The organism is Pseudoalteromonas sp. SG45-2 (assembly GCF_014164115.1).
GTDB lineage: Bacteria > Pseudomonadota > Gammaproteobacteria > Enterobacterales > Alteromonadaceae > Pseudoalteromonas > Pseudoalteromonas distincta.
On record NZ_JACJEO010000001.1, the window covers coordinates 186,950 to 210,742 of the forward strand.

The window sequence follows — 23,793 nt, forward strand, 5'->3', positions numbered from 1 at the left end:
CTTAATAATTAAATACATTTATAACAACACCAAGTTACTTATTGGTTTACTTGCGTGTAAAAATTATATTGCCCCCGCACAAATAGTTCACAGATTAACGCTAATTTTGGCAAAATAAAGATAATAATTGCATTCGTAAGCTATAACGCTGTAAAGCTCGGTCATAACAGCGTAGGATCAAGTTACTTTCGAATGAAAATTAGGTTTGCACTTTAGGTGCATTAACATATAAAAAATTATGCAACTAACTGCAAAACCATCACTTCCTAATGCATTACTTATTTCTATTAGTACACCACAATTTAAAGGCGACGAAGCAACAGAATCGCTTGCAGAGCTTGCTCGTTTGGTAACTACATTAGGCTTTAAAGTAGTAGGTACACAATCGCAAAAGCAAAGTTCTACCCAAAAAGTTAATGTACTGGGCTCAGGAAAACTAGCTGAAATAGCACACCTTACCGGCAATAAAGGGATGGTTGAAAACGAGCAAGAAGATGATTTACTTGATGAAGACCCTTTAACCGAAATATCCTCAGAAATTCCATCAAACGATTTAGAGTTTGCATGTGCCGATGTAGTGGTATTTGACTGCGATTTAACGCCTTCTCAACTGCGTAATGTTGAGAACCAATTAGGTGTAGAAGTATTTGATCGCACTGGTATTATCATTGAAATATTTAGCCGTCATGCGCGTACTAAAACAGCAAAATTACAAGTTGAAATTGCTCGCCTTAATTATGTCGCGCCACGGCTTCGTGAAACATCAACAGGTGATAAAGAACGCCAAATGGGTAAAGGTGCGGGTGAAACCACACTTGAGCTAAATCGCCGTAAGGTGCGCGATCAGTTAGCAGAATTAAAGCGCGAACTTGTTAGTGTTCAAGATGTAATGATGGACAGACGTACGCAGCGCTCTGAGCTATTCTCAGTGGCTTTAATTGGTTATACCAATGCGGGCAAGTCATCAATGATGCGCGCAATTACAGGTAGTGATGTAGAAGGCGAAAACAAACTTTTTGCAACGCTAGATACCACTGTTCGCGCGCTGTATCCGATTACCCAGCCTCGTATATTGGTTTCAGATACGGTTGGTTTTATTAAAAAATTACCTCATGATTTGGTTGCTTCATTTCATTCAACGCTCGCTGAGGCACATGATGCGTCGTTACTGTTATATGTTGTAGATGCTTCAGATCCTTCTTTTCGCTCACAACTTGAAGTAGTACATAAAGTACTGGCAGAAGTTGGGGTAGAAGGTAGCAAAAAATTATTAGTACTGAATAAGTCAGACCAATTAAGTACTGATCAACAGCAGTCGCTAATGGATGAGTTTCCTGATGCGATGATGACTTCTACACGTAATCCAGATGATATTAGTAAACTGCACAAATATATTATTGGCATTGCTCAAGAGGACATGATTGAAGAAGAGATTGTTATACCGTACACAGCTAAAGGTATTGTGGGCGAAATTCGATCGAGTATGAGTGTTGTTAAAGAAGAATATGAATACAGCCATATTAAATTAACAGTGCGTTCGAGTGCGATTGATTTAGAACGTTTAAAAAAGAGAATGTTGAATTTATAATAAATTCAGTACATAAAAAGCACAGCCAATTGGCTGTGCTTTTTAGTATTAGTCCTAACATACGTAAATTTAACGCTGCTAGCTCTGAACATAGCTCTGAGATAAATTCCCTACCCAGAGCCTCAGTTACTTAAAGACGAAACTAGGAAAAAGCGTTGTCGCTTAGCTCTTCTTGCATTTGCTCGCGCATTTTAAATTTTTGCAGTTTACCTGTTACTGTCATTGGGTAGTTTTCTACGAAACGGATATGTCGTGGCATTTTAAAGTAGGCTAGTTTGTCTTTTAAAAACTCACGAATTGCTTGCTCATCAAGTACAGCATCTTCTTTTGGTTGGATCCAAGCGCACACTTCTTCGCCATACTTTTCATCGGTTATACCAAATATGGCAGCATCTTGAATGCCAGGGTAGGTGTAAAGTACTTCTTCTATTTCTCGAGGGTAAATGTTTTCGCCGCCGCGAATAATCATATCTTTTATACGCCCAACAATCGTAACAAACCCTTCTGTATCCATGACACCTAAATCGCCAGAGTGCAGCCAACCTTCGTCATCTATTGTGGCTTTTGTTTTAGCTTCGTCATTCCAATAGCAGCGCATTATGCCTGCACCTTTACTACACACTTCGCCAGGTTGACCAATTTTTTGAATGTTACCCAGCTCGTCAATTATTTTAACCTCGGTATGGGCAAGTGCGCGGCCAACCGTTGTTACTTGCCGCTCTATTGAAGAGTCTGTTTCGGTAATGTTATTTATGGGGCTGCACTCCGTTTGCCCGTAAGCAATCAGTATTTGATGCATGTTCATTTGTGTTTGTACTTTGCGCATTACTTGCTCTGGGCATGTAGAGCCTGCCATTACACCCGTGCGTAAAGTACTTAGGTCATAATCGTTAAAGTTACTCAGCTCAAGCTCACTAATAAACATAGTAGGTACACCGTGCAGCGCTGTACATCCTTCTTGTTGAACTACATCAAGCGTGGTTTTTGCATCGAACGAATCACTAGGGTAAATGGCTGCTGCACCTTTACTAACACACAATAAGCTACCCAATACCATTGCAAAGCAATGATATAACGGGATAGGGATACATAACTTGTCATCGCTCGTAAAGTGCATAGATTCGGCGACGAATAGCGCATTATTTAAAATATTTTTATGAGTGAGCGTTGCGCCTTTTGGGTTGCCTGTTGTACCTGATGTAAATTGTATATTGATGTCTTGATCAGCATTTAAGTTTTCACCTATTGCTTTTAATTCAAGCTCATGAGCTGCTGTTGGCAAGTTAATAACATCATTAAAAGAGTGCATACCAGGAGATGCTTCATCGCCAATGCGGATTATATTTTTAAGAGTGGGTAGTGCTTTTAAATTAAGTGTGTACTTATCGCAAGTTGCAAGTTCTGGCGCTAAACCATTAAGCATTTCTAAGTAATCACTGCCTTTAAAATTTGATGCTGTGATTAGAGTTGAGCATTCAACACTATTTAAAGCATATTGTAATTCGTTAGGACGATATGCCGGGTTGATGCACACCATTATTGCGCCAATTTTTGCCGTTGCAAATTGGGTTAAGCACCACTCAATATTATTAGGAGACCAAATACCAACGCGCTCACCTGGTTTTACGCCAAGGGCAAGTAACCCCATAGCAAGCTGATTAACTTCTTTTTGAAATTCTTTATACGTTAATCTAATACCTTGGTGATGAACTACAACAGCTAACGCCTCTGGGTTTTTGTCGACAATGAAGTCAAAGTAATCGCCTATAGTTGAATTTGTTAAAGGTGTGCTTTGTATACCTTTAAAGTAGCTTTGAGATAACGGCAAGTGATTTATTTGGTCTACTTCTTTTACCGGGGTAGTGTGTGCGTGCATTGCTCTCTCCATGAAAATGTGTGTGAGTTATGTAAACTACAAAGTTAAAATAAACACATATTGTCGACAAAGAGAAGTACGGTTAGACTAATGTATTATTAGATTAATAAAAGCTAATACTACTTTTTAGACACAAAAAAACGCGTCTTACAATGTAAGTACGCGTTTTTAAACGAGTAATGAGTTTACATTTCGTCGCTGCGGTATGTTTTTTTCATGATATAAACGTAAGCGTTTACAAAAGCATTTTCTTGGTACTTTTTAAGGCCTGTTTCTTCAAAATCAATAGGGATGGGGTTGCGTTTTAACTGCTCTTTAACTTCAGTTGTAGTAAATAAACGTACATCTAAGTTGTTGATTAATTGAATTGCAGTTTCCATTTTAAAGCCTTTTGCACTGCCAGCAAATTTACCTTTAGGCTGACGCTCACGAATTGCAACAGAATCAATTTGGTAATCTTGCATTAGTTTTGCAAAATCGAATTGAAATTTACGCATTACTTCAGTGTCGTTACCGTTACCTAAGGTAAAGCGTGTTTGGCGCACATCGCGAATATCAAATACGTCATTATCTTTACTTAAAATACAAAGTAGTACATCACTACCGGTAATTTCTACACCACATGTTCTCATGTCTATTCTCTAAAATAACTTAATTACGCAGTATTATACGCAACGCACATTAAAATGCGAGTGTGGGTATAGCTGTAGGCGCGTAATTACTGCATTGATGCTTTTATATTTTAATAAAATGATTTTTTTGCTTTAAAAGCTACATTTTGTGGATAAAACGGGTCGATTTCACCCCTTTAAACTTGTAATTAAATGCGCGGCACGCGACAATATATCTTTGTAGTTGAATAGACTCCTCATCTACATATATTAGTCAATGCTTATTCGTAAAAGCGTTGTCGAGTCATTCTCATTTAATTTATTAAAAATACACGTGATACATTGTAGGTGTCACCACTGTAGCAAGGATTTATAATGCCAGTTATTACTCTTCCAGACGGAAGTCAACGTAGTTTTGAAAACCCTGTAAGCACGCTTGATGTTGCAAACGACATTGGTCCTGGTTTAGCTAAAGCGACCATTGCGGGCCGTGTAAATGGCGACCGTGTTGATGCATGTGATTTAATTAGTGATGACTCTCGTCTTGAGATCATTACCGCTAAAGACGATGACGGCCTTGAAATCATTCGTCACTCTTGTGCTCACTTAATCGGTCATGCAGTTAAGCAACTTTTCCCAGACGCAAAAATGGCAATTGGTCCTACCATTGATAACGGTTTTTACTACGATATCGATATGGAACACTCACTATCACAAGATGATCTTGAAGCAATTGAAAAGCGTATGCTGCAACTTGCAAAAACCAACTACGACGTAGTGAAAAAAACAGTAAGCTGGCAAGAAGCACGCGATACATTTGAAGCGCGTGGCGAAACATACAAAATAGAAATTTTGGACGAAAACATCGCTAAAGATGACCGTCCTGGGTTATATCATCACGAAGAATACGTAGACATGTGTCGTGGACCTCACGTTCCTAACATGAAATTTTGCCAAAACTTTAAAATAATGAAAGTGGCGGGTGCATATTGGCGTGGTGATTCAGAAAACAAAATGCTACAACGCATTTACGGCACCGCGTGGGGCGATAAAAAGCAACTTAAAGCGTATTTAAAGCGCCTTGAAGAAGCTGAAAAACGCGATCACCGTCGTATTGGTAAAGCGCTTGATTTATGGCATTGGCAAGAAGAAGCGCCAGGCATGGTATTTTGGCACAACGATGGTTGGAGCATTTACCGCGAGCTTGAAGAATTTGTACGTGAAAAATTACGCGAATATGAGTACGAAGAAGTAAAAGGTCCAATGATGATGGACCGTTCACTTTGGGAAAAATCAGGTCACTGGGAAAAATATTCAGAAGCAATGTTTACCACTGAGTCTGAAAAACGTGAATACGCAATTAAACCAATGAACTGCCCTGGTCACGTGCAAATCTTTAACCAAGGTTTAAAATCGTACCGTGATTTACCACTTCGTATGGCTGAATTTGGTTGTTGTCATCGTAATGAACCATCAGGTGCACTACACGGTTTAATGCGTGTACGTGGCTTTACACAAGATGACGCTCACATTTTCTGTACTGAAGAGCAGATAATGGACGAAGTGTCAGCGTGTATTAAGATGGTTTATGATACATATGAAACATTCGGATTTGAGAAGATTGTAGTTAAGCTATCTACTCGCCCAGAACAACGCATTGGTGAAGACCATATGTGGGATAAAGCAGAGCTTGCTTTAGCTGATGCACTTAAGCTAAACGATATTGAATTTGATTATCTTCCGGGCGAAGGCGCGTTTTACGGTCCTAAGATTGAATTTACTTTGTACGATTGTTTAGACAGAGCGTGGCAGTGTGGTACAGTGCAATTAGACTTTGCATTACCGGGTCGTTTAGGTGCTACTTATGTAGCAGAAAATAACGAGCGTCGTACACCTGTAATGATACATCGTGCTATTTTAGGTTCTATTGAACGCTTTATTGGCATTTTAACTGAAGAGTACGCTGGTTTATTCCCGACGTGGCTTGCACCAAAGCAAGTGGTAATTATGAATATTACCGATAAACAGGCTCCTTATGTTAAAGAAGTTGTACAAAAATTAAATAAACTTGGAATTAGAGCCGCTGCTGACTTGAGAAATGAGAAGATTGGCTTTAAAATCCGTGAGCATACACTGAAGCGTATTCCATATTTACTTGTTGTTGGCGATAAAGAAGTTGAACAGCAAGAAGTAGCAGTGCGTACTCGCACAGGTGAAGACCTTGGCAAATTTAATGTTGATGATTTTGTAGCTAAAATTAGTGAAGAAATTAAAAATCGACAGTAAAAATCGAGCGTGTAAGGCATTAACAAACAGCCATTTACACGCTTATATTATTGATATTCTTGGAGGAACGTACTATTAGAGGCGGCAAGAAAGGGCAACAAACAGCTCAAAAAAATCGTATTAACGAAGAAATTACAGCGCAAGAAGTTCGTTTAATTGACATTGAAGGCGAACAAGCTGGAATTCAGTCATTACAAGACGCGCAAACTATGGCCGATGCAGCGGGTGTTGATCTTGTTGAGATCAGTCCAAACGCTGAGCCGCCTGTTTGTAGAATCATGGACTACGGTAAGTTCATCTTTGAAAAAAGCAAAGAACTAAAAGAGCAGAAGAAGAAGCAAAAGCAAATCCAGATAAAAGAAATCAAATTCCGTCCTGGTACGGATGAAGGTGATTATCAGGTTAAGCTTCGCAACTTACGTAAGTTCTTAGAAGCTGGTGATAAAGCTAAGATTACTATCCGCTTCCGTGGTCGTGAAATGGCTCACCAAGAAATTGGTATAGAATTATTAAACCGTATCAAAGCCGATTTAGAAGAGCTTGCAGTAGTTGAGTCTTTCCCAAATCGTGTTGAAGGCCGCCAAATGGTTATGATGATGGCGCCTGTTGCTAAAAAATAATTTTTAAGCGATAATACGCACCGAAATTAGCTCAGGTCTGCAAGCAATATGCGAATATTCACCTGAGTTAACCGGTCTTAAAGCAAGATTGCGGCATTTATGTTGGGTCTTCACCGGAACATGGCAGTAAGTTAGGCCTAAAAGTGGAGCTATAGAAATATATCTCACGCCTGCTTACTAATTTAAAAGCAATACAATTGGAGTTATTGCAATGGCTTATAAGCTAAAAAGTCACAGTGGCGCTGCTAAGCGTTTCAAAAAGACTGCTTCTGGCGGTTTCAAGCGTAAACAAGCGCATCTTCGTCATATTCTGACTAAGAAAACTTCTAAGCGTAAGTTACACCTACGTCCTAAGATGATGGTTCATAAAAATGACCATGGTCTAGTTTCACGTATGTTACCGTTCGCTTAATAGGGGTTTTTAGAAATGGCAAGAGTTAAACGCGGCGTTGTCGCACGTGCACGTCACAAAAAAGTTTTAAAACAAGCAAAAGGTTACTACGGAGCACGTTCACGTGTTTACCGCGTAGCTTTCCAGGCTGTTACTAAAGCGGGTCAATACGCTTACCGTGACCGTCGTGCGAAGAAACGTACTTTCCGTCAATTATGGATTGCACGTATCAATGCTGCTTCACGTCAAAATGGTCTGTCTTACAGCCGTTTTATCAATGGTCTTAAAAAGACTTCTGTAGAAATCGATCGTAAGATCCTTGCAGATATCGCTGTTTACGACCAAGTTGCATTCGCAGCGCTTGTAGAAAAAGCAAAAGAAGGCCTAGCCGCTTAAGCTTTTTTATATAAGTATTAAAAAGGAGCCTATGGCTCCTTTTTTTGTGCCTGTAATTTAGTAACTTAAACCAATGATTAATACTAATTCGCTTAATTAAATGATCTATTTTGAGGGCGGAAAAACGTGTTGATAGCTAGGCAAAAAATTCGCTATTTAGTTGTTCTCGGCAATTGCTCCTGCATTGCTCTACCTTCTGCATCCATGCAGACGTAAATGAGAGTTCTTTAACGCAGGTAGCGACATGTTTAGCCCCGCAAAATGATTAAGTATTATTGCGCATTGGTATAATACTTAATAAGGTTATAAAGCCTAAAAAAACAGGTGTGAATGATTGAAATGTATTTTGCTGCATTTTTTTGTTGAATCACCGCAGTTTCCTCATTATAAAAAATTTAGTTGATATAATTTATATAATTAAGGCGTTTGTTAGAGAATTATATGTTTGCAAGTTTACTAATTTTATCTGCAAGTGTGGCGTATGACGCACACTTACCTCCACTCATTGAGTGGCAGGGGAAAAGCGTAGAGCTTTTACAAAAACAAGGCCCGTTAACTACTGACTTTGAGTTATCTGCAGGTGAAGCGTCGCCCGATTATGCAAATACAATGGCATTTGTAGATAGGTTAGTTGCTGCAAACCCTACTCAGTTTCAATCTCAAACCATTGGCTATAGTAATAGTAAGCGTGCAATAAAAATGCTAATTGCCAGTGAGCAAGGTTTTTTTGAAGCAAGGCAAATGGCTAATAGCACTAAGCCAACTATTTTTATCCAGGCAGGAATACATTCTGGTGAAATAGACGGTAAAGATGCCATGTTTATGTTACTCAGAGATATAGCGACGGGTAAGCGCCGTGACATTTTAAAAAAGGTAAACATATTATTTATTCCTATTTTAAATGTAGATGGCCACGAACGTAGCAGTGCATTCAATCGCATTAATCAACGGGGCCCTGCAAAAATGGGCTTTAGAACAAATGCTAATAACCTTAATTTAAATCGTGATTTTACTAAATTAGATACCCCAGAAGTTAGAAGTGTTTTAAAGGTTATTAACGACTACAACCCAAATTTATACATTGATGTACACGTTACCGACGGCGCAGATTACCAATACGATGTGACTTATGGTTACAATCCGGTATTTTCGAGCGAATCGCCTGCGGTATCAGATACATTAAACCAGTTTTTTAAACCTCTCATTGACGATACGCTAGCGAAGCAAGGACACATCCCAGGACCACTTGTTTTTGTTATGGACAAGCGCGACTTTAAAAAAGGGTTAGCGGGCTGGGTTGCTACGCCACGTTTTTCAAATGGTTGGGGGGATTTAAAGTCATTGCCGACTATTTTAGTCGAAAATCATTCATTGAAGCCTTACAAGCAACGTGTATTGGGAACTTATGTATTTTTAGATGGTGCTATTACTGCGCTATCAAAGCACAGTCATGAATTAGCTAATGCAGTAAAAAAAGAACAAGAATTTGTTCCTAAACAGTTAATAGTAAAGCGTGGCTATGCTAAGCAAGCTGATACGATTGCGCAGTTTAAAGGCATTGAATATTCATCAAGCATGAATTCACTTTCGGGTCAAAATGAAGTGAAATATTTGGGTAAAGCACATACATATACTGACTTACCTATTTATTGGCAAAAAGATGTACAACATACAGTTGAAGTACCTAAAGCTTTTTTTATTCCGCCTGTATATAGCAACATTATTGAGAAACTAAAGTTACATGGTGTCTCTATTAATAAACTTGAAGGGGCAAACACACAGCCTTTGAAAGTTGCAAAGGTGGCTGACTACACGTTTGATAAAGCACCATTTGAAGGGCGTTTTAGAGTATCAGCAACTTTTGATTACGTCCCTGCTATAAATGTAGATTTAGATGGTTGGTATCAAGTCAATACTCAACAAAAAGCAGGTGAGCTTGCTGTGCATTTATTGCACCCAGAAGCTCCTGATTCATTTTTTGCGTGGGGTGAGTTTAATACTATTTTTCAGCGTACCGAGTACATGGAAAACTATGCGCTAATTCCGTATGCACGCCAAATGCTAAAAGATAACCCAAAGCTTGCGCTTAAGTTTGATGAAAAACTTAAAGATAAATCATTCGCGAGTGACGCAGAAGCTCGATTAAACTGGTTATATGAACAAAGTCCATTTTATGATCAAGCGTACTTAAAGTATCCAATACTTATGTCATTCGAAGAAGAAGTTGTTATTCCAGATCAAAAAAGTAAAGAAATTTAATATGGAAATCATAACTATACCTGTCACTGCCTTTGCACAAAACAGCCGTATTATTTGGTGTAGCGAAACTAAACACGCTGTGGTTATCGACCCAGGTGGCGACACTGATAAAATAATAACGGTCCTTAATGAGCATAAACTAGCATTAAGTGCTATTTGGTTAACGCACGGGCATTTAGATCATGTGGGTGGGGCTGATATTTTACGAAATCAATTTAACGTACAAATTATTGGTCCACAAAAAGATGAGTACTTTTGGTTTGAAAACTTACCTATGCAAGCACAGATGTTTGGATTTAAACCCATTGAACCGTTTTATCCGGATATTTGGCTAAACCATAATGACACCGTGAGCGTAGGTAAACTTAGCTTTTTAGTGAAACATTGCCCGGGGCATACACCCGGTCATATAGTGTTTTACCAACCAGACTATGAGTGCGTTATTGTCGGTGACGTTATTTTTAAAGGCTCAGTAGGGCGCACTGACTTTCCTAAGGGGAACAGTGAACAACTTATAGAGTCGATTAAGACGCATATTTTAACCTTACCTGATAATACTAAAATATTGGCAGGACATGGTAGCGACACTACGGTGGGGTTTGAAAAGAAAACAAATCCTTTTGTAAGTGGTAAGTTTGGTTAAGTTGCTTATTTTAAGTTTACAAACTGCATAAACATTAAAAATAAGCAGACTGAGTTTTAAAATGGTTGTATAATTTAACCAGTTTATTTGATAAATAAGAAATAAAATGTCTCTAAATCACGTAGATCGCCAAATATTGGCACTTTTACAACAAGATGCTAGTTTATCAACCGCAGAAATTGCAGATAAAGTAGGCTTGTCTCAATCTCCATGCTGGCGTCGAATCGCTAAGCTAGAGCAAGATGGTTATATAAAAAGCAAAGTGGCTCTTTTAGATGAGAAAAAACTTGGCTTTGATATGCTTGTATATGCACATGTGCGTTTATCAAATCACGGTAAAAAGAATCTTGCTGAGTTTGAAAAGCTGATCATGAGCTACGACGAGGTAACAGAGTGTTACACTATGGCTGGTACCATGGACTTTATGCTACGCATAATTTCACAAGGCATAGAAGGGTATGAGCATTTTGTGCGCGATAATTTACTAAGCTTAGAATACGTCCAAGAAGTACATTCTAATGTAACAATGACATGTGTAAAACGCAGTACTTCCCTTCCTTTGTAAAAGCACTTCTTTTAAAAGCTAAACCATTTTTAGTTTAGCTTAACCACATAATGATAATTGTTAACTGAGCGCTAATTTGGTAGAATTTAGCGCTTTTTTTGATACCCATTACACCATTTGAGGACCTCAATGTTTAACTTACTCAGTAGGGCGCCTAGCTCTGCTAAAAACGATATTCTATCTGGATTAACTGTGGCGTTAGCCTTAGTCCCAGAAGCAGTTGCGTTTGCCTTTGTTGCAAATGTAGAACCTTTGGTTGGTCTATATGCCGCGTTTATCGTTGGTTTAATTACGGCTATTTTTGGTGGTCGCCCTGGTATGATTTCAGGTGCAACCGGTGCACTAGCTGTTGTTATGGTAAGTTTAGTGCTTGATCACGGTGTTGAGTATCTATTTGCAACTGTGTTGCTGATGGGAATACTGCAAATTCTCGCGGGTGTATTTAAGCTCGGTAAGTTTATCCGTATGGTTCCTCATCCGGTAATGCTTGGTTTTGTAAACGGGTTAGCAATTGTTATATTTTTAGCTCAGCTAGGGCAGTTTAAAGTGCCAGATGGTATGGGCGGACAAGAATGGATGACAGGTAATCCATTATTTATCATGCTTGGCTTAGTTGCATTAACCATGGCAATAATCCACTTTTTGCCAAAATTGACTACAGCAGTGCCTTCATCTCTAGTTGCTATTGTAACTGTAACTGGATTAGTGATTGGATTTGATTTAGAAGCGCATACAGTATTAGATTTCTTAAAAGGAATGACTGGAGACGAAGCTGCAACAATCGCTGGCGGCTTGCCTGAATTTCATATTCCTATGGTGCCGTTTACTTTCGAAACGCTACAAATTATTTTTCCTTATGCACTTATTTTAGCGGCTATTGGTTTAATTGAATCATTATTAACGCTTAGCTTAATTGATGAGATTACAGAAACCCGTGGTCATAGTAATAAAGAATGTATTGGTCAAGGTGCTGCAAATATTACCTGCGGTATGTTTGGTGCAATGGGTGGTTGTGCAATGATTGGTCAATCAATGATCAATATAAATTCAGGTGGTCGCTCTCGTTTATCAGGTATAAGCGCTGCACTTATGCTACTTGGTTTTATTATTTTTGCCTCTAGCTTAATTGAAATGATCCCATTAGCTGCACTTGTTGGTGTTATGTTTATGGTTGTGCTTGGCACATTTGAATGGGCAAGCTTTAAGATGATGAAGCGTGTACCGCTATCTGACGCTTTTGTTATTGTGCTTGTGTCGGGAGTAACAGTTATTACCGATTTAGCTATTGCAGTATGCGTAGGTGTTATTGTATCGGCATTAGTATTTGCTTGGCAGCACGCAAAACACATTTACACAACAAACTATATTGATGAAAAAGGTGCAAAAGTATATGAGCTGCACGGGCCGTTATTCTTTGGCTCTGTTAAAAACTTTTCTGAGTTATTCGATGTGAAAAATGATCCTAAAAATGTGATTGTTGAATTTAAACACAGCCGCGTATCTGACCACAGTGCAATAGAAGCAATTGATACACTTGCTGACAAATACACAAAAGCAGGTAAACAACTTCATTTACGTCACTTAAGTAAAGACTGTACGCAGTTGCTTCATAAAGCACGAGATTTAGTTGAAGTGAATGTGATTGAAGATCCAACCTACAAAGTAGCATCAGATAAACTAGCTTAATTTACACAAGGCTATTGATATTTAAAAAGCGGAAGGCGGATAACCTTTCGCTTTTTTAGTGTCTCGACTATTTGTTTGCGGTAAGACTCTTAAAAAGCAAGGCAAGCTGTAGTGCTATGCAAACTCATAAATCTATATAATAAGACTACCTAATTTTGTGAAAATTAGCCCTACATAGGTAAAAATAATAAAAATAACAAACGCCTATTTTATGGGATTAGCTTTAACCATACGGAGTAAACATCTATTTTGAACTGGCAATCTTTAGTCGATAACAGGCAACGTTTTTTTTGGCTTTTGCAAATCGCGGGCTGGATTGGTTACGCGTTAGTAAATTATATCGGCTCTAAAGTATTTGAAATGCGTGATATATATGTATTTGTTATTTTATTGAATGCTTACGCTGGTTGTTTGATGACAGTGCCGCTTAGGTATATTTACCGTAAAATTTGGAATGCCTCGCCCTGGGTGTTAATGATTGTAGTATTTGGTGCCTCTTATATAACGGGCACTCTATGGGCTGTCGTTCAAAAATTCAATCTATGGGAAATATACCGCCATGGTTATAGACCAGAGGAGTGGTTTTATTACCTGCAGCAAGGTTTAGATTCGGTTTATATTATTTTATGTTGGAGTGGTTTGTACTTTGGCGTTAAATATTATCAGTTATTACAAAGTGAGCGACAAAAAGCGTTAAAGGCCACAACGATGGCACACGAAGCGCAACTAAAAATGCTCAGGTATCAGCTCAACCCCCATTTTCTATTCAATACACTTAACGCTATTTCTACTTTAATTTTGGTTAAAGAAAACAAAGATGCTAACTTAATGGTAGCAAGGTTAAGTGACTTTTTACGTTACACACTTAATACCGATCCAATTAAAAAAGTACCGCTTGAGCAAGAGCTACATGCTCTCATGCTTTATTTAGAAATAGAGCGCGTCCGTTTTGATGAGCGATTGAAAGTAAATGTAGATATTAGCGAGCAAGCAAAAGAGGCTTTAGTACCGAGCTTAATTTTGCAACCAATTATAGAAAACGCGATTAAATATGCCATTGCCCATCTGACAGAAGGTGGTGTAATTGATATTAAAGCACAAGTATTTGCGAATGAATTATTACTAGAAGTGGGTGACAACGGCCCAGGCACTGAAATACTTGATGGCCAATTAGTTAACGCTCAAGGTGTAGGTGTTGCTAACACCAAAGATAGATTAAAAACGTTGTATGAAAATAATTATTCGTTTGTATTATCACATAATACGCCAAGTGGATTAAAAGTTAATCTGCGAGTACCTTTTGAGAAGGCTGTGAAAAATGACTAAAATAAAAACACTCATTGTTGATGATGAACCGTTAGCGCGAAAAGGTTTAGCGGTAAGACTTGAAGAATATTCTGATATTGAAGTAATTAAATTGTGTAGTTCAGGCGCTGATGCAATTGAAATGTGCCAAAGCGAGAAAATCGATTTGGTTTTTTTAGATATTCAGATGCCAGGTATGAATGGCTTTGAGGTGGCAAGAGCGCTTAGCGAAAGTACAAAAGTACTACCTGCTATTGTATTTGTAACTGCTTTTGATCAGTTTGCTGTAAAAGCATTTGAAATTCATGCTCTCGATTACATTTTAAAACCCGTTGATGATAACAGATTAAAACAGGCGGTAGAAAAAGTGCATACTTATTTAAAAACGCAGCAAGACAACGCCCATAAGAAAAAACTAGCGAGTTTTGTAGCCGGTATTACTGGTAATAATTGCGAAGAAATATTAAAAAAATTAGCCACTGGCGATACCTTAACAGATAGACGTTACCCAGAATCGCTTGCAGTAAAAGAGCAGGGTGAAATTATACGGGTACCTGTAGCGACTATCCAATGGGTTGATGCTGCAGGTGACTATATGTGTTTACATTGTGAAGATGGACAAACGCATATACTTCGTAAAACAATGAAAGAGCTTGAGCAAGAGCTAGACCCTCAGTTATTTGTGCGTGTACACCGCAGTGCGATAGTAAACACAAAACAAATTAGTAAGCTGGTTACACAAGTAAGTGGCGAGTATTTATTAGTACTTGAAAACGGACAAGAATTAAAAGTGAGCCGTAGCTATCGAGATAAGGTTAAAGCGGCATTAGCAAGTTAAAGCCAACGCTTTTATTACAGGTACAAAAAATGCGAGCTAAGCTCGCATTTTTTATATTTAGTAATTATACCAATCCGCAACAATACTTAGTTATTTTGCGGGGCTAACGTGTCGCTACCTGTGTTAAAAAATTCTCATTTACAACTGCATGGATGCAGAAGGTAGAGCAATGCAGGAGCAATTGCCGAGAACAACTAAATAGCGATTTTTTGAATAGCTATCAACACGTTTTTCTATCCTCAAAATAGATCACTTAATTAAGCGAATTGGTATTAATTATGCGACAGTTACAATTTTCATTGTGTTAGTTGCGCCCACAGTTTCCATTGAGTCACCGTGAGTAATAATTACTGTATCGCCAGACTGTAAAGAACCTTGAGAAACTAAAGTATCAAGTGCCGCTTTTACCATACCGTCTTTTTCAGTTTTTGTAGAATCAAAAAATACTGGGTAAACACCACGATAAAGTGCTGTTTGACCTAATGTACTCGCATGGCGTGAAAGCGAGTAGATTGGTAAGCCAGAGCTGATACGTGACATTAATTTAGCCGTGCTACCAGATTCAGTAAGCGTGATGATAGCTTTAACAGAATCTAAGTGATTAGCTGCATACATAGCAGAAAGTGCAATAGATTCTGCATTGTTAGAAAAACGACTATCTAAACGATGCTTAGAAACATGCGTTTCTTTTTGAGATTCAGCACCTAAACAAACACGTGCCATAGTTGCAACAGTTTCTTCAGGGTAATCACCAGCAGCTGTTTCAGCTGAAAGCATTACAGCATCTGTTCCATCAAGAACAGCATTTGCAACATCCATAACTTCTGCACGTGTAGGCATAGGGTTATCGATCATCGATTCCATCATTTGCGTTGCTGTTACTACAGTACGGTTTAATGAACGAGCACGACGAATAATTAGTTTTTGCTTGCCCATAAGAGCTGCATCACCAATTTCAACACCTAAATCACCACGGGCAACCATTACAGCGTCAGACGCTAGAATGATGTCATCAACAGCTTCTTGTGTTTCAACGGCTTCAGCACGTTCAATTTTTGCAAGTAGTTGTGCTTTTGAACCAGCAGCTTCAGCAAGTGAGCGTACGTAGCGCATATCGTCGCCACTACGTGGGAATGATACGGCAATGTAATCTACGTCAATTTCAGCGGCAGTTATTAAATCTTCTTTATCTTTTTCAGTAAATGCTGGAGCAGTTAAGCCACCACCTAAACGGTTAATACCTTTATTGTTAGATAAAACACCGCCAACAGTTACAGTACAATGTACTAAGTGCCCAGCTACTTCATCAACAGTTAGTTGAATAAGGCCGTCATTTAGGAGTAGTAAGTCGTTAGGGCTAACGTCGTTAGGTAATTCTTTATAATCAATACCTACAGAGTTAACATCGCCTTCGCCTTTTTCCATTTTTGCATCAAGAGTGAACTTTGCACCCACAGAAAGCGTTACTTTACCTTCTTTAAAAGTAGAAACGCGGATTTTAGGGCCTTGAAGATCAGCAAGAATAGCAATATGCTTGCCTAATTTTTTTGCAATATCGCGTACAGCTTGCGCACGGTCTTTATGATCTTGGGCAACACCATGTGAGAAGTTTAAACGTACTACATTAGCCCCAGCGATAATAATTTTTTCTAAGTTGTTATCTCTATCGGTAGCAGGTCCAAGGGTAGCGACTATTTTCGTGCGTCTTAGCATCAATTTCTCCTGTTTGCTTGGTGAAAGCATGTTGACGTTATTTTGTTGAATTAAAATATCTATATTAGATTAAAATATTTTAATTATGTGCAAACTTCAAAGGTTTGCCACTATTTTATACAAAACTATTGTGTCATCATTATGACACCGGTGTCAGAATGCGTCAATGATCTTAATTTCAATTAGCGTTGCTTTTAGTCACCCCGAGAGCATTGATGTTTGATATAATTACGTAGCTTATTTATCTGTAATAAAAAAGCATGTTGTATGGGCTCATAGTTAGTATTTTATGACTGTATGAGTATAATGCACGCGGTATTATTTAATTTATACACTGAATTTTCTAACCAAATAGTTGTTACCGAGGAGGACACTAGATGCAAGTTGCATTAGTAGGGTTAGGCGTTATGGGAAAAAATCTTGCCCTAAACTTGATTGAAAAAGGGATAACGCTAGTCGCTTATGATAAAAACCCACATGCGGGTGAAGAGTTACTAAGTTGTGCCAAATCACAAGGCATGGCTGATAGGCTTCACATTGTCTCTGATTTAAGTGACATGGTAAGGCGTTTAGAGGCACCTCGTTCTATTTTATTACTTGTTCCAGCTGGTGAGTTAGTTGATACAGTTTGTAATGAACTTGTAGAGGCCGGCGTTAATTGTAACGATATGATAGTCGATTGCGGCAATAGTAATTATAAAGACGGTATAACGCGTAAACTCAAATACCAAAATAAATTTGAATTTGCCACTATGGGAATTTCTGGCGGTGCAGAAGGCGCTCGCCATGGTCCTGCAATGATGGCAAGTGGTTCTGAAGGTGGTTGGGAACGTATTGAGCCATGGTTTGAAAAAGTAGCTGCTAGCTATAATGGCGATTCATGTTTTGCACGTGTTGGCCAATCAGCAAGTGGTCATTTTGTAAAAATGGTTCACAACGGTATTGAATACGCACTGATGCAACTTATTGCAGAAGTGTACCAATTACTTCGTTTAGGTACTAATCGTTCTCCAAAAGAAGTAGCTGAGATATTTAATGACTGGTCAGAAGGTCAATTAAATAGTTACTTACTGTCTATTTCTAGCCATATATTGTCACTTGAAAATCATAATAATGTACCGCTTGCGGACTTAATTGATAATAAAGTTGGCGCTAAAGGCACTGGTCTTTGGACTGCGCAAAATGCACTCGAACTTGGTATTGCTGTCCCTTCACTTGTTGCTGCTGTTCAAGCTCGTCATTTAACTAATGCATGCAACACAACGGCTGCACAAGAGATGACATATGCATCTAAATCAACGAACAATGTTGAAATTGATTTAGAAGAGCTAAAAGACGCGTTCTTACTTGCAAGCTTACTTGCGTATCGTCAAGGTCTAGCGCTAATTAAAGGTGCATCACGTACTCATCAGTGGAAAGTAGATTTATCTAAAACGCTTCAAACGTGGCGCGCTGGTTGTATAATTCGTGCTGACTACCTTGATAGCGTTGCACAAGGTGTTGAATTTATTGACACTCTTGAAAAAGAGTCTAACTCTTTGCGAAAAATTACCGGTCAAGCAATAATGACTGGTTTAGCATTCCCTGTATTGGGAGCTACACAAACGTATTTAGCAACATTAACTACACCGAGTAATGGGCATTTAGTTCAAGCCCAGCGTGATTACTTTGGTGAGCACGGCATAAAAACCCACAGTGGTGAAATGTGTCATTTAACTGATTTAGTAGATATAGACGCTAAAGTTAGATAAAAAACAGTTGTTTAAAACGATAAAGGCACGCTATTTAGCGTGCCTTTTGTATTTTTACAGGCTAAAAATTAACGGCTCAACTCACCACGTAAGTTATCTTGCATTAAATGACGAATCGTTTCGACTTCAAGCTTTTGGCTAAATAAATAATGTAACTTAGTTAAACATGCTTCAAGAGTCATATCGTACCCACTTATTACACCAATATTTAATAGCGCATTACCTGTTGCATAGCCACCCATGTTTACATGACCTTTTAAACACTGAGTTAAGTTAACAATTACGACGCCACGTTTACTTGCTTCTTCGAGTATTGACAAAAAGCTCGGATCTTGTGGTGCATTACCTACACCAAAACTCAGTAGCACCAGTGATTTAATATTGCCATTGACCAAGCTTTTAACTACCTCTTGGCTAATGCCAGGGTACAAATAAAGCACCCCGATAGGTTGAGGTGTAATAGGTGTAACTTGCAGCTCATTTTCAACATATGGGCTAAGCTGACCCTTAATAAGTTGAATATTAATACCCGATAACGCGAGAGGGTCTAGATTCGGCGAGGCAAAAGCATTAAACCCATCCGCGTGTGCTTTAGTTGCTCTATTACCTCTAAACAGTTGGTTATTAAAAAAGAGACTTACTTCACCAATAGGATAATTTGCAGCTAAATACATGGCATTAAGTAAGTTTACTTGGCCATCAGAACGTAATTGTGAGAGCGGAATTTGTGAGCCGGTTACAATCACAGGTTTAGTCAAATTTTCGAACATAAATGACAGCGCTGAGGCTGTATACGCCATAGTATCAGTGCCATGGAGTACCACAAAGCCATCATAATCTTGGTATTTATCTTTGATATCATTAGCAATGAGTTGCCAATGCTCTGGAGACATGTCTGAAGAATCTATAAGAGGGCAGTATTCGTGAATATCAAACAAAGGCATTTCATCACGATTAAATTCTGCGTTATTCACTACGGTTTCTGTTAAAAAACCTTCAGCTGGAATATAGCCTCGACTCGATTTTTTCATACCTATAGTACCGCCAGTATAAGCGATATAAATGCGTTTACGTTTCATAAAAAAAGCCCAGTAAAAAAACTGGGCCTAGTATAACGTTAAGCAGCTTTAAATACAGCTGATTAGGTGAAGCTATGCACTTTTATTGTGCAACGTTACACACTAAACAGCGTGCGTATACACCTTGTGGATCGTTGTAATCTTTAAGGTTTTCAACTTCAGTACTTAATTGGTTAATAACACTTCGTAAATTAGCTTGTGTTGCTAACACAGATGTTTTTTGTGTTTGCAAACCAAGCATAGATTTAATAGACGCATTACCAAAAATGTTTTGAATCATTCTTTCTTGCGAGCTTAAATCTTGTTTAATAGTTTTAACTTCATAATGATTAAGCTTGGCAAGTGCAGCAGCGGCTTCAATCGCACCTTGTTTGTCGCCTAGCTTATCAACCAAACCTAGTTCAAGTGCTTGAGATGCAATCCATACGCGGCCTTGGGCAATTTTGTCAACCTGCTCAGGCGTCATATTACGCGCATCAGCAACAACATTTAAAAAGCGACCGTATGCTTCCTCAACGTTCATTTGAATTACTTGACCCATCTTTTCATTTAGTGGACGAGTGATAGAAAAGCCAGCCATTTCGGTTGTTGCAACGCCATCTGAATAAACACCAATTTTCGATAAGGTTTTCTCAAATGTCATAAACGTACCAAATACACCAATTGAGCCTGTAATTGTACTTGGTGCTGCCCAAATTTCGTTTGCAGCAGAGGCAATCCAATAACCACCTGATGCAGCCACAGAACTCATTGAAGCAATAACAGGTTTACCAGCAGCCTTAAGGGCTAATACTTCAGCACGAATAACTTCAGAGGCAAACATACTACCGCCACCAGAGTCTATACGTAGTACAACCGCTTTAACTTTATCATCTAGGCGTGCTTTACGAAGTAGGGCAGCTGTAGAGTCACCCCCAATTTCGCCTGCTTTACGCTCACCATCAACAATCGTACCTTTAGCAACAACTACCGCTACTTTTTCGGTAATAGGGTTATCAATTTCAATAGGCGGTTTAATTAAGCTTAAGTATTCACGAAATGAAACTTGCTTAAATGTCTTACCATCTTCTTGTGTGCCTACTAAATCAATTAATTGTTTACGAACTTGCTGATTTGTTTTTAAAGAGTCAACCCACTGGTGATCAAGTGCATATTTACCTGCATCGCCATCGGCAGCTTTCATTTTTTCTAGATATACGTCCATTGTTTCGTCAAAATTTGACTCATCAAACGGGCGAACAGCGGCAACATCTTGTTTGTATTCGCTCCAAAGAGCGCCTAACCAAACGCGGTTAGCTTCTTTAGCTGCATCGGACATGTCGTTACGAATAAAAGGTTCTACTGCTGACTTAAATGTACCAACACGGAAAATATGCTGCGTTACTTCAAGCTTTTCAAGTGCATCTTTAAAGTAAAGCGGGTACATGCCATAACCTTCAATACCTACGCTGCCGTATGGGTGCATAGCTATTTCGTCAGCATGCGATGCAATATAGTATTGTGCTTGAGTATAGTAATAACCCGATGCAATTACTTTTTTGCCAGCTTGCTTGAAGGCATCAATAGCCTTTGTAATTTGCTTAAGTTTATTTAAATGTGCTTTAGGCATCTCTTGTAAATCAAGCAATATCACCGAGATACGATCGTCTTTAGTCGCTTCGTTTATTACTTCAACAATATCGTCGAGTAATATTTCGCTTGGTGCTTCAGAACCAGAAGTTGCATCACTAATTGCGGCTTCAACTGGGTCTATATATGTTTTCTCTTCAACAATAGGGCCATTTAAGTTAAGCCTGAGTACAGAGCCATTTTCAACTATTATTTGATCATCGTCACTTGAGAGTGACACAAAGAAAACAATTACCAGTAATAAAAACAAAATGTTTAGTATTAAGCGACGAGAAAAATTAATTCCAGCCCAAATACCTTTAAATACCTTTGCTATCAAAATAGCTCCTTAATTTGGTACAGTTAATACATTAGTTCCATCTTAGCCTAGAATAAAAATAAATTTAACTGCTAAATCGTAACGAAGTGTTTATGAACCTATATAAACGTAAGTTTTTACTGCTATTTTTAATTAAATGCATGCACATATTGCTTATTACTTGCCATTAAAGCAGAATTAGCTAATGTATACAGGTTAGACCAGTTAACGGGGCACAAGATGTTAGAACAACAATTACAACTAAAACACACACAATTACGTAACCGCTTGGTTATGGGCTCAATGCATACAGGCCTTGAAGAGGGCTGGCATAACCGCAAACGCTTACGTGCATTTTATGAAGCACGTGCAAAAGGTGGCACCGCGATGTTAATTACAGGCGGATACAGCCCTAATTTACGTGGCAAGCTAACACCTATTTCTTCCTCATTTAATAGTTATTACGATGTGTTTAAGCATCGCGCTTACACAGATGCTGTGCATAAACACGGTGGAAAAATTTGTTTGCAATTATTACATGCTGGACGTTATGCATACCATCCTTTCAATCAAGCACCAAGTGCAATAAAAGCACCTATTAATCCTTATAAACCTAAAGCGATGTCGCTTGGCTCGATTAAAAAAACAATTAAAGACTTTGCGCATTCTGCCTATATGGCTGAAAAAGCCGGCTACGATGGCGTAGAAGTCATGGGTTCTGAAGGGTATTTGATTAATGAGTTTATGGCGCCTCATACCAATAAACGCGATGATGAGTTTGGTGGCAGCTTAGAAAATAGAATGCGACTTGCACTTGAAATAGTTAAAGCTGTAAGAGCAAAAGTATCTGAAAAATTCTTAATTATTTTTAGATTGTCGGTCATTGATTTGATTCCAAACGGTTCAACACCAGAGGAAGTTGTTATTCAGGCTACCGAACTTGAAAAAGCGGGTGTTGATATATTTAACACTGGTATTGGTTGGCACGAAGCGCGTGTACCGACTATTGCGAGTATGGTGCCACCGGGTGCATTTAAAGAAGCATCAAAGCGTTTAAAAGACGTAGTTAATGTCCCTGTGATTGCTGTTAACCGAATTAATACTCCAGAAATTGCTAACGATATTTTAAATGCAGGCGAGGCTGATTTAATTTCGATGGCACGTCCATTATTAGCTGATCCTGAGTTTTTTAATAAGTACGTAAACAATCAATCTAAACAAATCAATATTTGTATTGGCTGTAACCAGGGTTGTCTAGATCACGTATTTAAAAATAAACGTGCTACGTGTTTAGTTAATCCACAAGCTGCATTTGAGCTAGATTACCCGCTAGAGCAAGCAGCTAAAGCTAAAAATGTATTAGTTGTCGGTGCAGGTCCTGCTGGTTTATCAGTAAGTTGTTACTTGGCTCAAAAAGGGCATAACGTCACGTTAATTGATCAAAAATCGCAAATGGGCGGTCAATTTAATTTAGCCATGCAAATACCGGGTAAAGAAGACTTTAACCATACACTTACTTACTTCACTAATGAGCTCGAGCGATTAAAAGTAACTGTGGAGCTTAGTAAAGCTTACGACGATTCAATGCTTAAAGATTATGATGATATTGTTTTTGCAACAGGCGTTAGGCCGCGTGAAGCCTCTATTAAATGTAGTGATGATAAGCGTGTGTTTGCTTATGACGAAGTCATACGCGGCGAAGTAGAACTGGGCAAATCAATCGCTATTTTAGGTGCTGGCGGTATTGGTTTTGATATGGTTGCTTTTTTAAGTGAACATAAATCACAATCTATTAGCGAGTTTAAAACGCAATGGGGGATTGAGTGTGATGCACAACCTCATAAAGACGAGCGCCAATTGTATATGTTAAAACGCAGTTCGGGTCGTTTTGGTAGTGAGCTTGGTAAAACCACTGGTTGGATACATCGCCAAGTTGCTAAACAGCATGGTGTTAAACAAATTGCTGACTGCCAATATCAAAGTTTTGATAAGAATGGGTTAACAATTAATGTTGCTGGAGAAGTTCAAGTACTGCCGGTAGATACTGTTATTGCGTGTATTGGTCAGGTTTCTAATAGCGAAGTGCTAGAAGGTTACACAGATAACGCAAAAGTGCATGTGATAGGCGGAGCTAAATTGGCTGCTGCAATTGATGCTAAACGCGCTATTTTTGAAGCTCTACAAGTGGCGAGAAGTATTTAACCTTTGTAAATAAATTGAAATAGTTTATCAATCTATACGGTCTTTTTTGTTTATAGT

At 38.6% G+C, this 23,793-nt stretch carries 18 protein-coding genes; 13 read left to right on the forward strand and 5 right to left on the reverse strand.

The features are described from left to right. The first annotated feature begins 238 nt into the window (after positions 1-238). Positions 239-1,588: a GTPase HflX gene (hflX, locus tag H5116_RS00810; RefSeq protein WP_024595635.1), complete on the forward strand. Its 1,350-nt coding sequence runs from the start codon at positions 239-241 to the stop codon at positions 1,586-1,588. Positions 1,589-1,730: 142 nt separating this feature from the next. Here the strand turns inward: hflX and H5116_RS00815 are convergent, their stop codons facing one another. Both H5116_RS00815 and H5116_RS00820 read right to left on the reverse strand, forming a co-directional pair. After that, positions 1,731-3,464: an AMP-binding protein gene (locus H5116_RS00815; protein WP_182715348.1), complete on the reverse strand. Its 1,734-nt coding sequence runs from the start codon at positions 3,462-3,464 to the stop codon at positions 1,731-1,733. A 185-nt stretch (positions 3,465-3,649) separates the two neighbouring features. Then, complete coding sequence (locus H5116_RS00820; RefSeq protein WP_024595637.1) at positions 3,650-4,096, reverse strand: DUF3010 family protein; 447 nt, start codon at positions 4,094-4,096, stop codon at positions 3,650-3,652. Positions 4,097-4,450: 354 nt separating this feature from the next. Here H5116_RS00820 and thrS point away from each other — a divergent pair, with 354 nt between their 5' ends. From thrS to H5116_RS00870, 10 genes are all read left to right on the forward strand, one after another. Then, a complete protein-coding gene (gene thrS, locus H5116_RS00825) occupies positions 4,451-6,361 on the forward strand; it encodes a threonine--tRNA ligase (RefSeq protein WP_024595638.1) in 1,911 nt (636 codons plus the stop codon). Between the two features lie 59 nt (positions 6,362-6,420). After that, the gene (gene infC / locus H5116_RS00830; protein ID WP_002960714.1) at positions 6,421-6,981 is read left to right on the forward strand and encodes a translation initiation factor IF-3; all 561 of its coding nucleotides are present in this window, start codon (positions 6,421-6,423) and stop codon (positions 6,979-6,981) included. Positions 6,982-7,192: 211 nt separating this feature from the next. Further along, a complete protein-coding gene (gene rpmI / locus H5116_RS00835) occupies positions 7,193-7,393 on the forward strand; it encodes a 50S ribosomal protein L35 (RefSeq protein ID WP_002960713.1) in 201 nt (66 codons plus the stop codon). 15 nt (positions 7,394-7,408) lie between these two features. Beyond that, a complete protein-coding gene (gene rplT, locus H5116_RS00840; protein ID WP_002960711.1) occupies positions 7,409-7,768 on the forward strand; it encodes a 50S ribosomal protein L20 in 360 nt (119 codons plus the stop codon). A gap of 441 nt (positions 7,769-8,209) precedes the next feature. Further along, positions 8,210-10,027, forward strand: coding sequence for a M14 family metallopeptidase (locus H5116_RS00845; protein WP_182674173.1), 1,818 nt, complete (start codon positions 8,210-8,212; stop codon positions 10,025-10,027). 1 nt (position 10,028) lies between these two features. Further along, the gene (locus H5116_RS00850) at positions 10,029-10,670 is read left to right on the forward strand and encodes an MBL fold metallo-hydrolase (protein WP_182694046.1); all 642 of its coding nucleotides are present in this window, start codon (positions 10,029-10,031) and stop codon (positions 10,668-10,670) included. Between the two features lie 106 nt (positions 10,671-10,776). Beyond that, positions 10,777-11,235 carry an Lrp/AsnC family transcriptional regulator gene (locus tag H5116_RS00855; RefSeq protein ID WP_002960703.1) on the forward strand — a complete coding sequence of 153 codons (459 nt, stop codon included), beginning with the start codon at positions 10,777-10,779 and terminating at the stop codon, positions 11,233-11,235. Positions 11,236-11,364: 129 nt separating this feature from the next. Continuing rightward, on the forward strand, positions 11,365-12,921 hold the full coding sequence (locus H5116_RS00860) for a SulP family inorganic anion transporter (RefSeq protein WP_182715349.1): 1,557 nt from the start codon (positions 11,365-11,367) through the stop codon (positions 12,919-12,921). 249 nt (positions 12,922-13,170) lie between these two features. Beyond that, positions 13,171-14,247, forward strand: a complete 1,077-nt coding sequence (locus H5116_RS00865) for a sensor histidine kinase (RefSeq protein WP_024596641.1) — start codon at positions 13,171-13,173, stop codon at positions 14,245-14,247. Continuing rightward, positions 14,240-15,064 carry a LytTR family DNA-binding domain-containing protein gene (locus tag H5116_RS00870; RefSeq protein WP_024596642.1) on the forward strand — a complete coding sequence of 275 codons (825 nt, stop codon included), beginning with the start codon at positions 14,240-14,242 and terminating at the stop codon, positions 15,062-15,064. Before H5116_RS00865 ends, H5116_RS00870 begins: the two co-directional genes overlap by 8 nt. Before the next feature lie 276 nt (positions 15,065-15,340). On the opposite strand, the gene pyk is transcribed toward H5116_RS00870, so the two are convergent. After that, the gene (gene pyk / locus H5116_RS00875; protein ID WP_024596643.1) at positions 15,341-16,777 is read right to left on the reverse strand and encodes a pyruvate kinase; all 1,437 of its coding nucleotides are present in this window, start codon (positions 16,775-16,777) and stop codon (positions 15,341-15,343) included. A gap of 377 nt (positions 16,778-17,154) precedes the next feature. Here pyk and gndA point away from each other — a divergent pair, with 377 nt between their 5' ends. Continuing rightward, positions 17,155-18,528, forward strand: a complete 1,374-nt coding sequence (gene gndA / locus H5116_RS00880; protein WP_024596644.1) for an NADP-dependent phosphogluconate dehydrogenase — start codon at positions 17,155-17,157, stop codon at positions 18,526-18,528. Between the two features lie 68 nt (positions 18,529-18,596). Here gndA and ansA read toward each other — a convergent pair whose 3' ends face one another. Both ansA and sppA read right to left on the reverse strand, forming a co-directional pair. Then, on the reverse strand, positions 18,597-19,607 hold the full coding sequence (gene ansA, locus H5116_RS00885) for an asparaginase (protein WP_182715350.1): 1,011 nt from the start codon (positions 19,605-19,607) through the stop codon (positions 18,597-18,599). A gap of 82 nt (positions 19,608-19,689) precedes the next feature. Beyond that, positions 19,690-21,555: a signal peptide peptidase SppA gene (sppA, locus tag H5116_RS00890; RefSeq protein ID WP_182715351.1), complete on the reverse strand. Its 1,866-nt coding sequence runs from the start codon at positions 21,553-21,555 to the stop codon at positions 19,690-19,692. Between the two features lie 219 nt (positions 21,556-21,774). Here sppA and H5116_RS00895 point away from each other — a divergent pair, with 219 nt between their 5' ends. After that, entirely contained in the window at positions 21,775-23,736 is a 1,962-nt protein-coding gene (locus H5116_RS00895) for an FAD-dependent oxidoreductase (protein WP_182711306.1), read from the forward strand. The last annotated feature ends 57 nt before the right edge of the window (positions 23,737-23,793 follow it).

What these genes read in the sequence shown, in the direction of transcription:
- gndA (WP_024596644.1), top strand. Translation starts at nt 17,155, where the DNA reads ATGCAAGTTGCATTAGTAGGGTTAGGCGTTATGGGAAAAAATCTTGCC.
- H5116_RS00855 (WP_002960703.1), top strand. Translation starts at nt 10,777, where the DNA reads ATGTCTCTAAATCACGTAGATCGCCAAATATTGGCACTTTTACAACAA.
- thrS (WP_024595638.1), top strand. Translation starts at nt 4,451, where the DNA reads ATGCCAGTTATTACTCTTCCAGACGGAAGTCAACGTAGTTTTGAAAAC.
- H5116_RS00820 (WP_024595637.1), bottom strand. Translation starts at nt 4,096, where the DNA reads ATGAGAACATGTGGTGTAGAAATTACCGGTAGTGATGTACTACTTTGT.
- pyk (WP_024596643.1), bottom strand. Translation starts at nt 16,777, where the DNA reads ATGCTAAGACGCACGAAAATAGTCGCTACCCTTGGACCTGCTACCGAT.
- ansA (WP_182715350.1), bottom strand. Translation starts at nt 19,607, where the DNA reads ATGAAACGTAAACGCATTTATATCGCTTATACTGGCGGTACTATAGGT.
- H5116_RS00845 (WP_182674173.1), top strand. Translation starts at nt 8,210, where the DNA reads ATGTTTGCAAGTTTACTAATTTTATCTGCAAGTGTGGCGTATGACGCA.
- H5116_RS00850 (WP_182694046.1), top strand. Translation starts at nt 10,029, where the DNA reads ATGGAAATCATAACTATACCTGTCACTGCCTTTGCACAAAACAGCCGT.
- rplT (WP_002960711.1), top strand. Translation starts at nt 7,409, where the DNA reads ATGGCAAGAGTTAAACGCGGCGTTGTCGCACGTGCACGTCACAAAAAA.
- H5116_RS00895 (WP_182711306.1), top strand. Translation starts at nt 21,775, where the DNA reads ATGTTAGAACAACAATTACAACTAAAACACACACAATTACGTAACCGC.
- hflX (WP_024595635.1), top strand. Translation starts at nt 239, where the DNA reads ATGCAACTAACTGCAAAACCATCACTTCCTAATGCATTACTTATTTCT.
- H5116_RS00860 (WP_182715349.1), top strand. Translation starts at nt 11,365, where the DNA reads ATGTTTAACTTACTCAGTAGGGCGCCTAGCTCTGCTAAAAACGATATT.
- rpmI (WP_002960713.1), top strand. Translation starts at nt 7,193, where the DNA reads ATGGCTTATAAGCTAAAAAGTCACAGTGGCGCTGCTAAGCGTTTCAAA.
- H5116_RS00870 (WP_024596642.1), top strand. Translation starts at nt 14,240, where the DNA reads ATGACTAAAATAAAAACACTCATTGTTGATGATGAACCGTTAGCGCGA.
- H5116_RS00815 (WP_182715348.1), bottom strand. Translation starts at nt 3,464, where the DNA reads ATGCACGCACACACTACCCCGGTAAAAGAAGTAGACCAAATAAATCAC.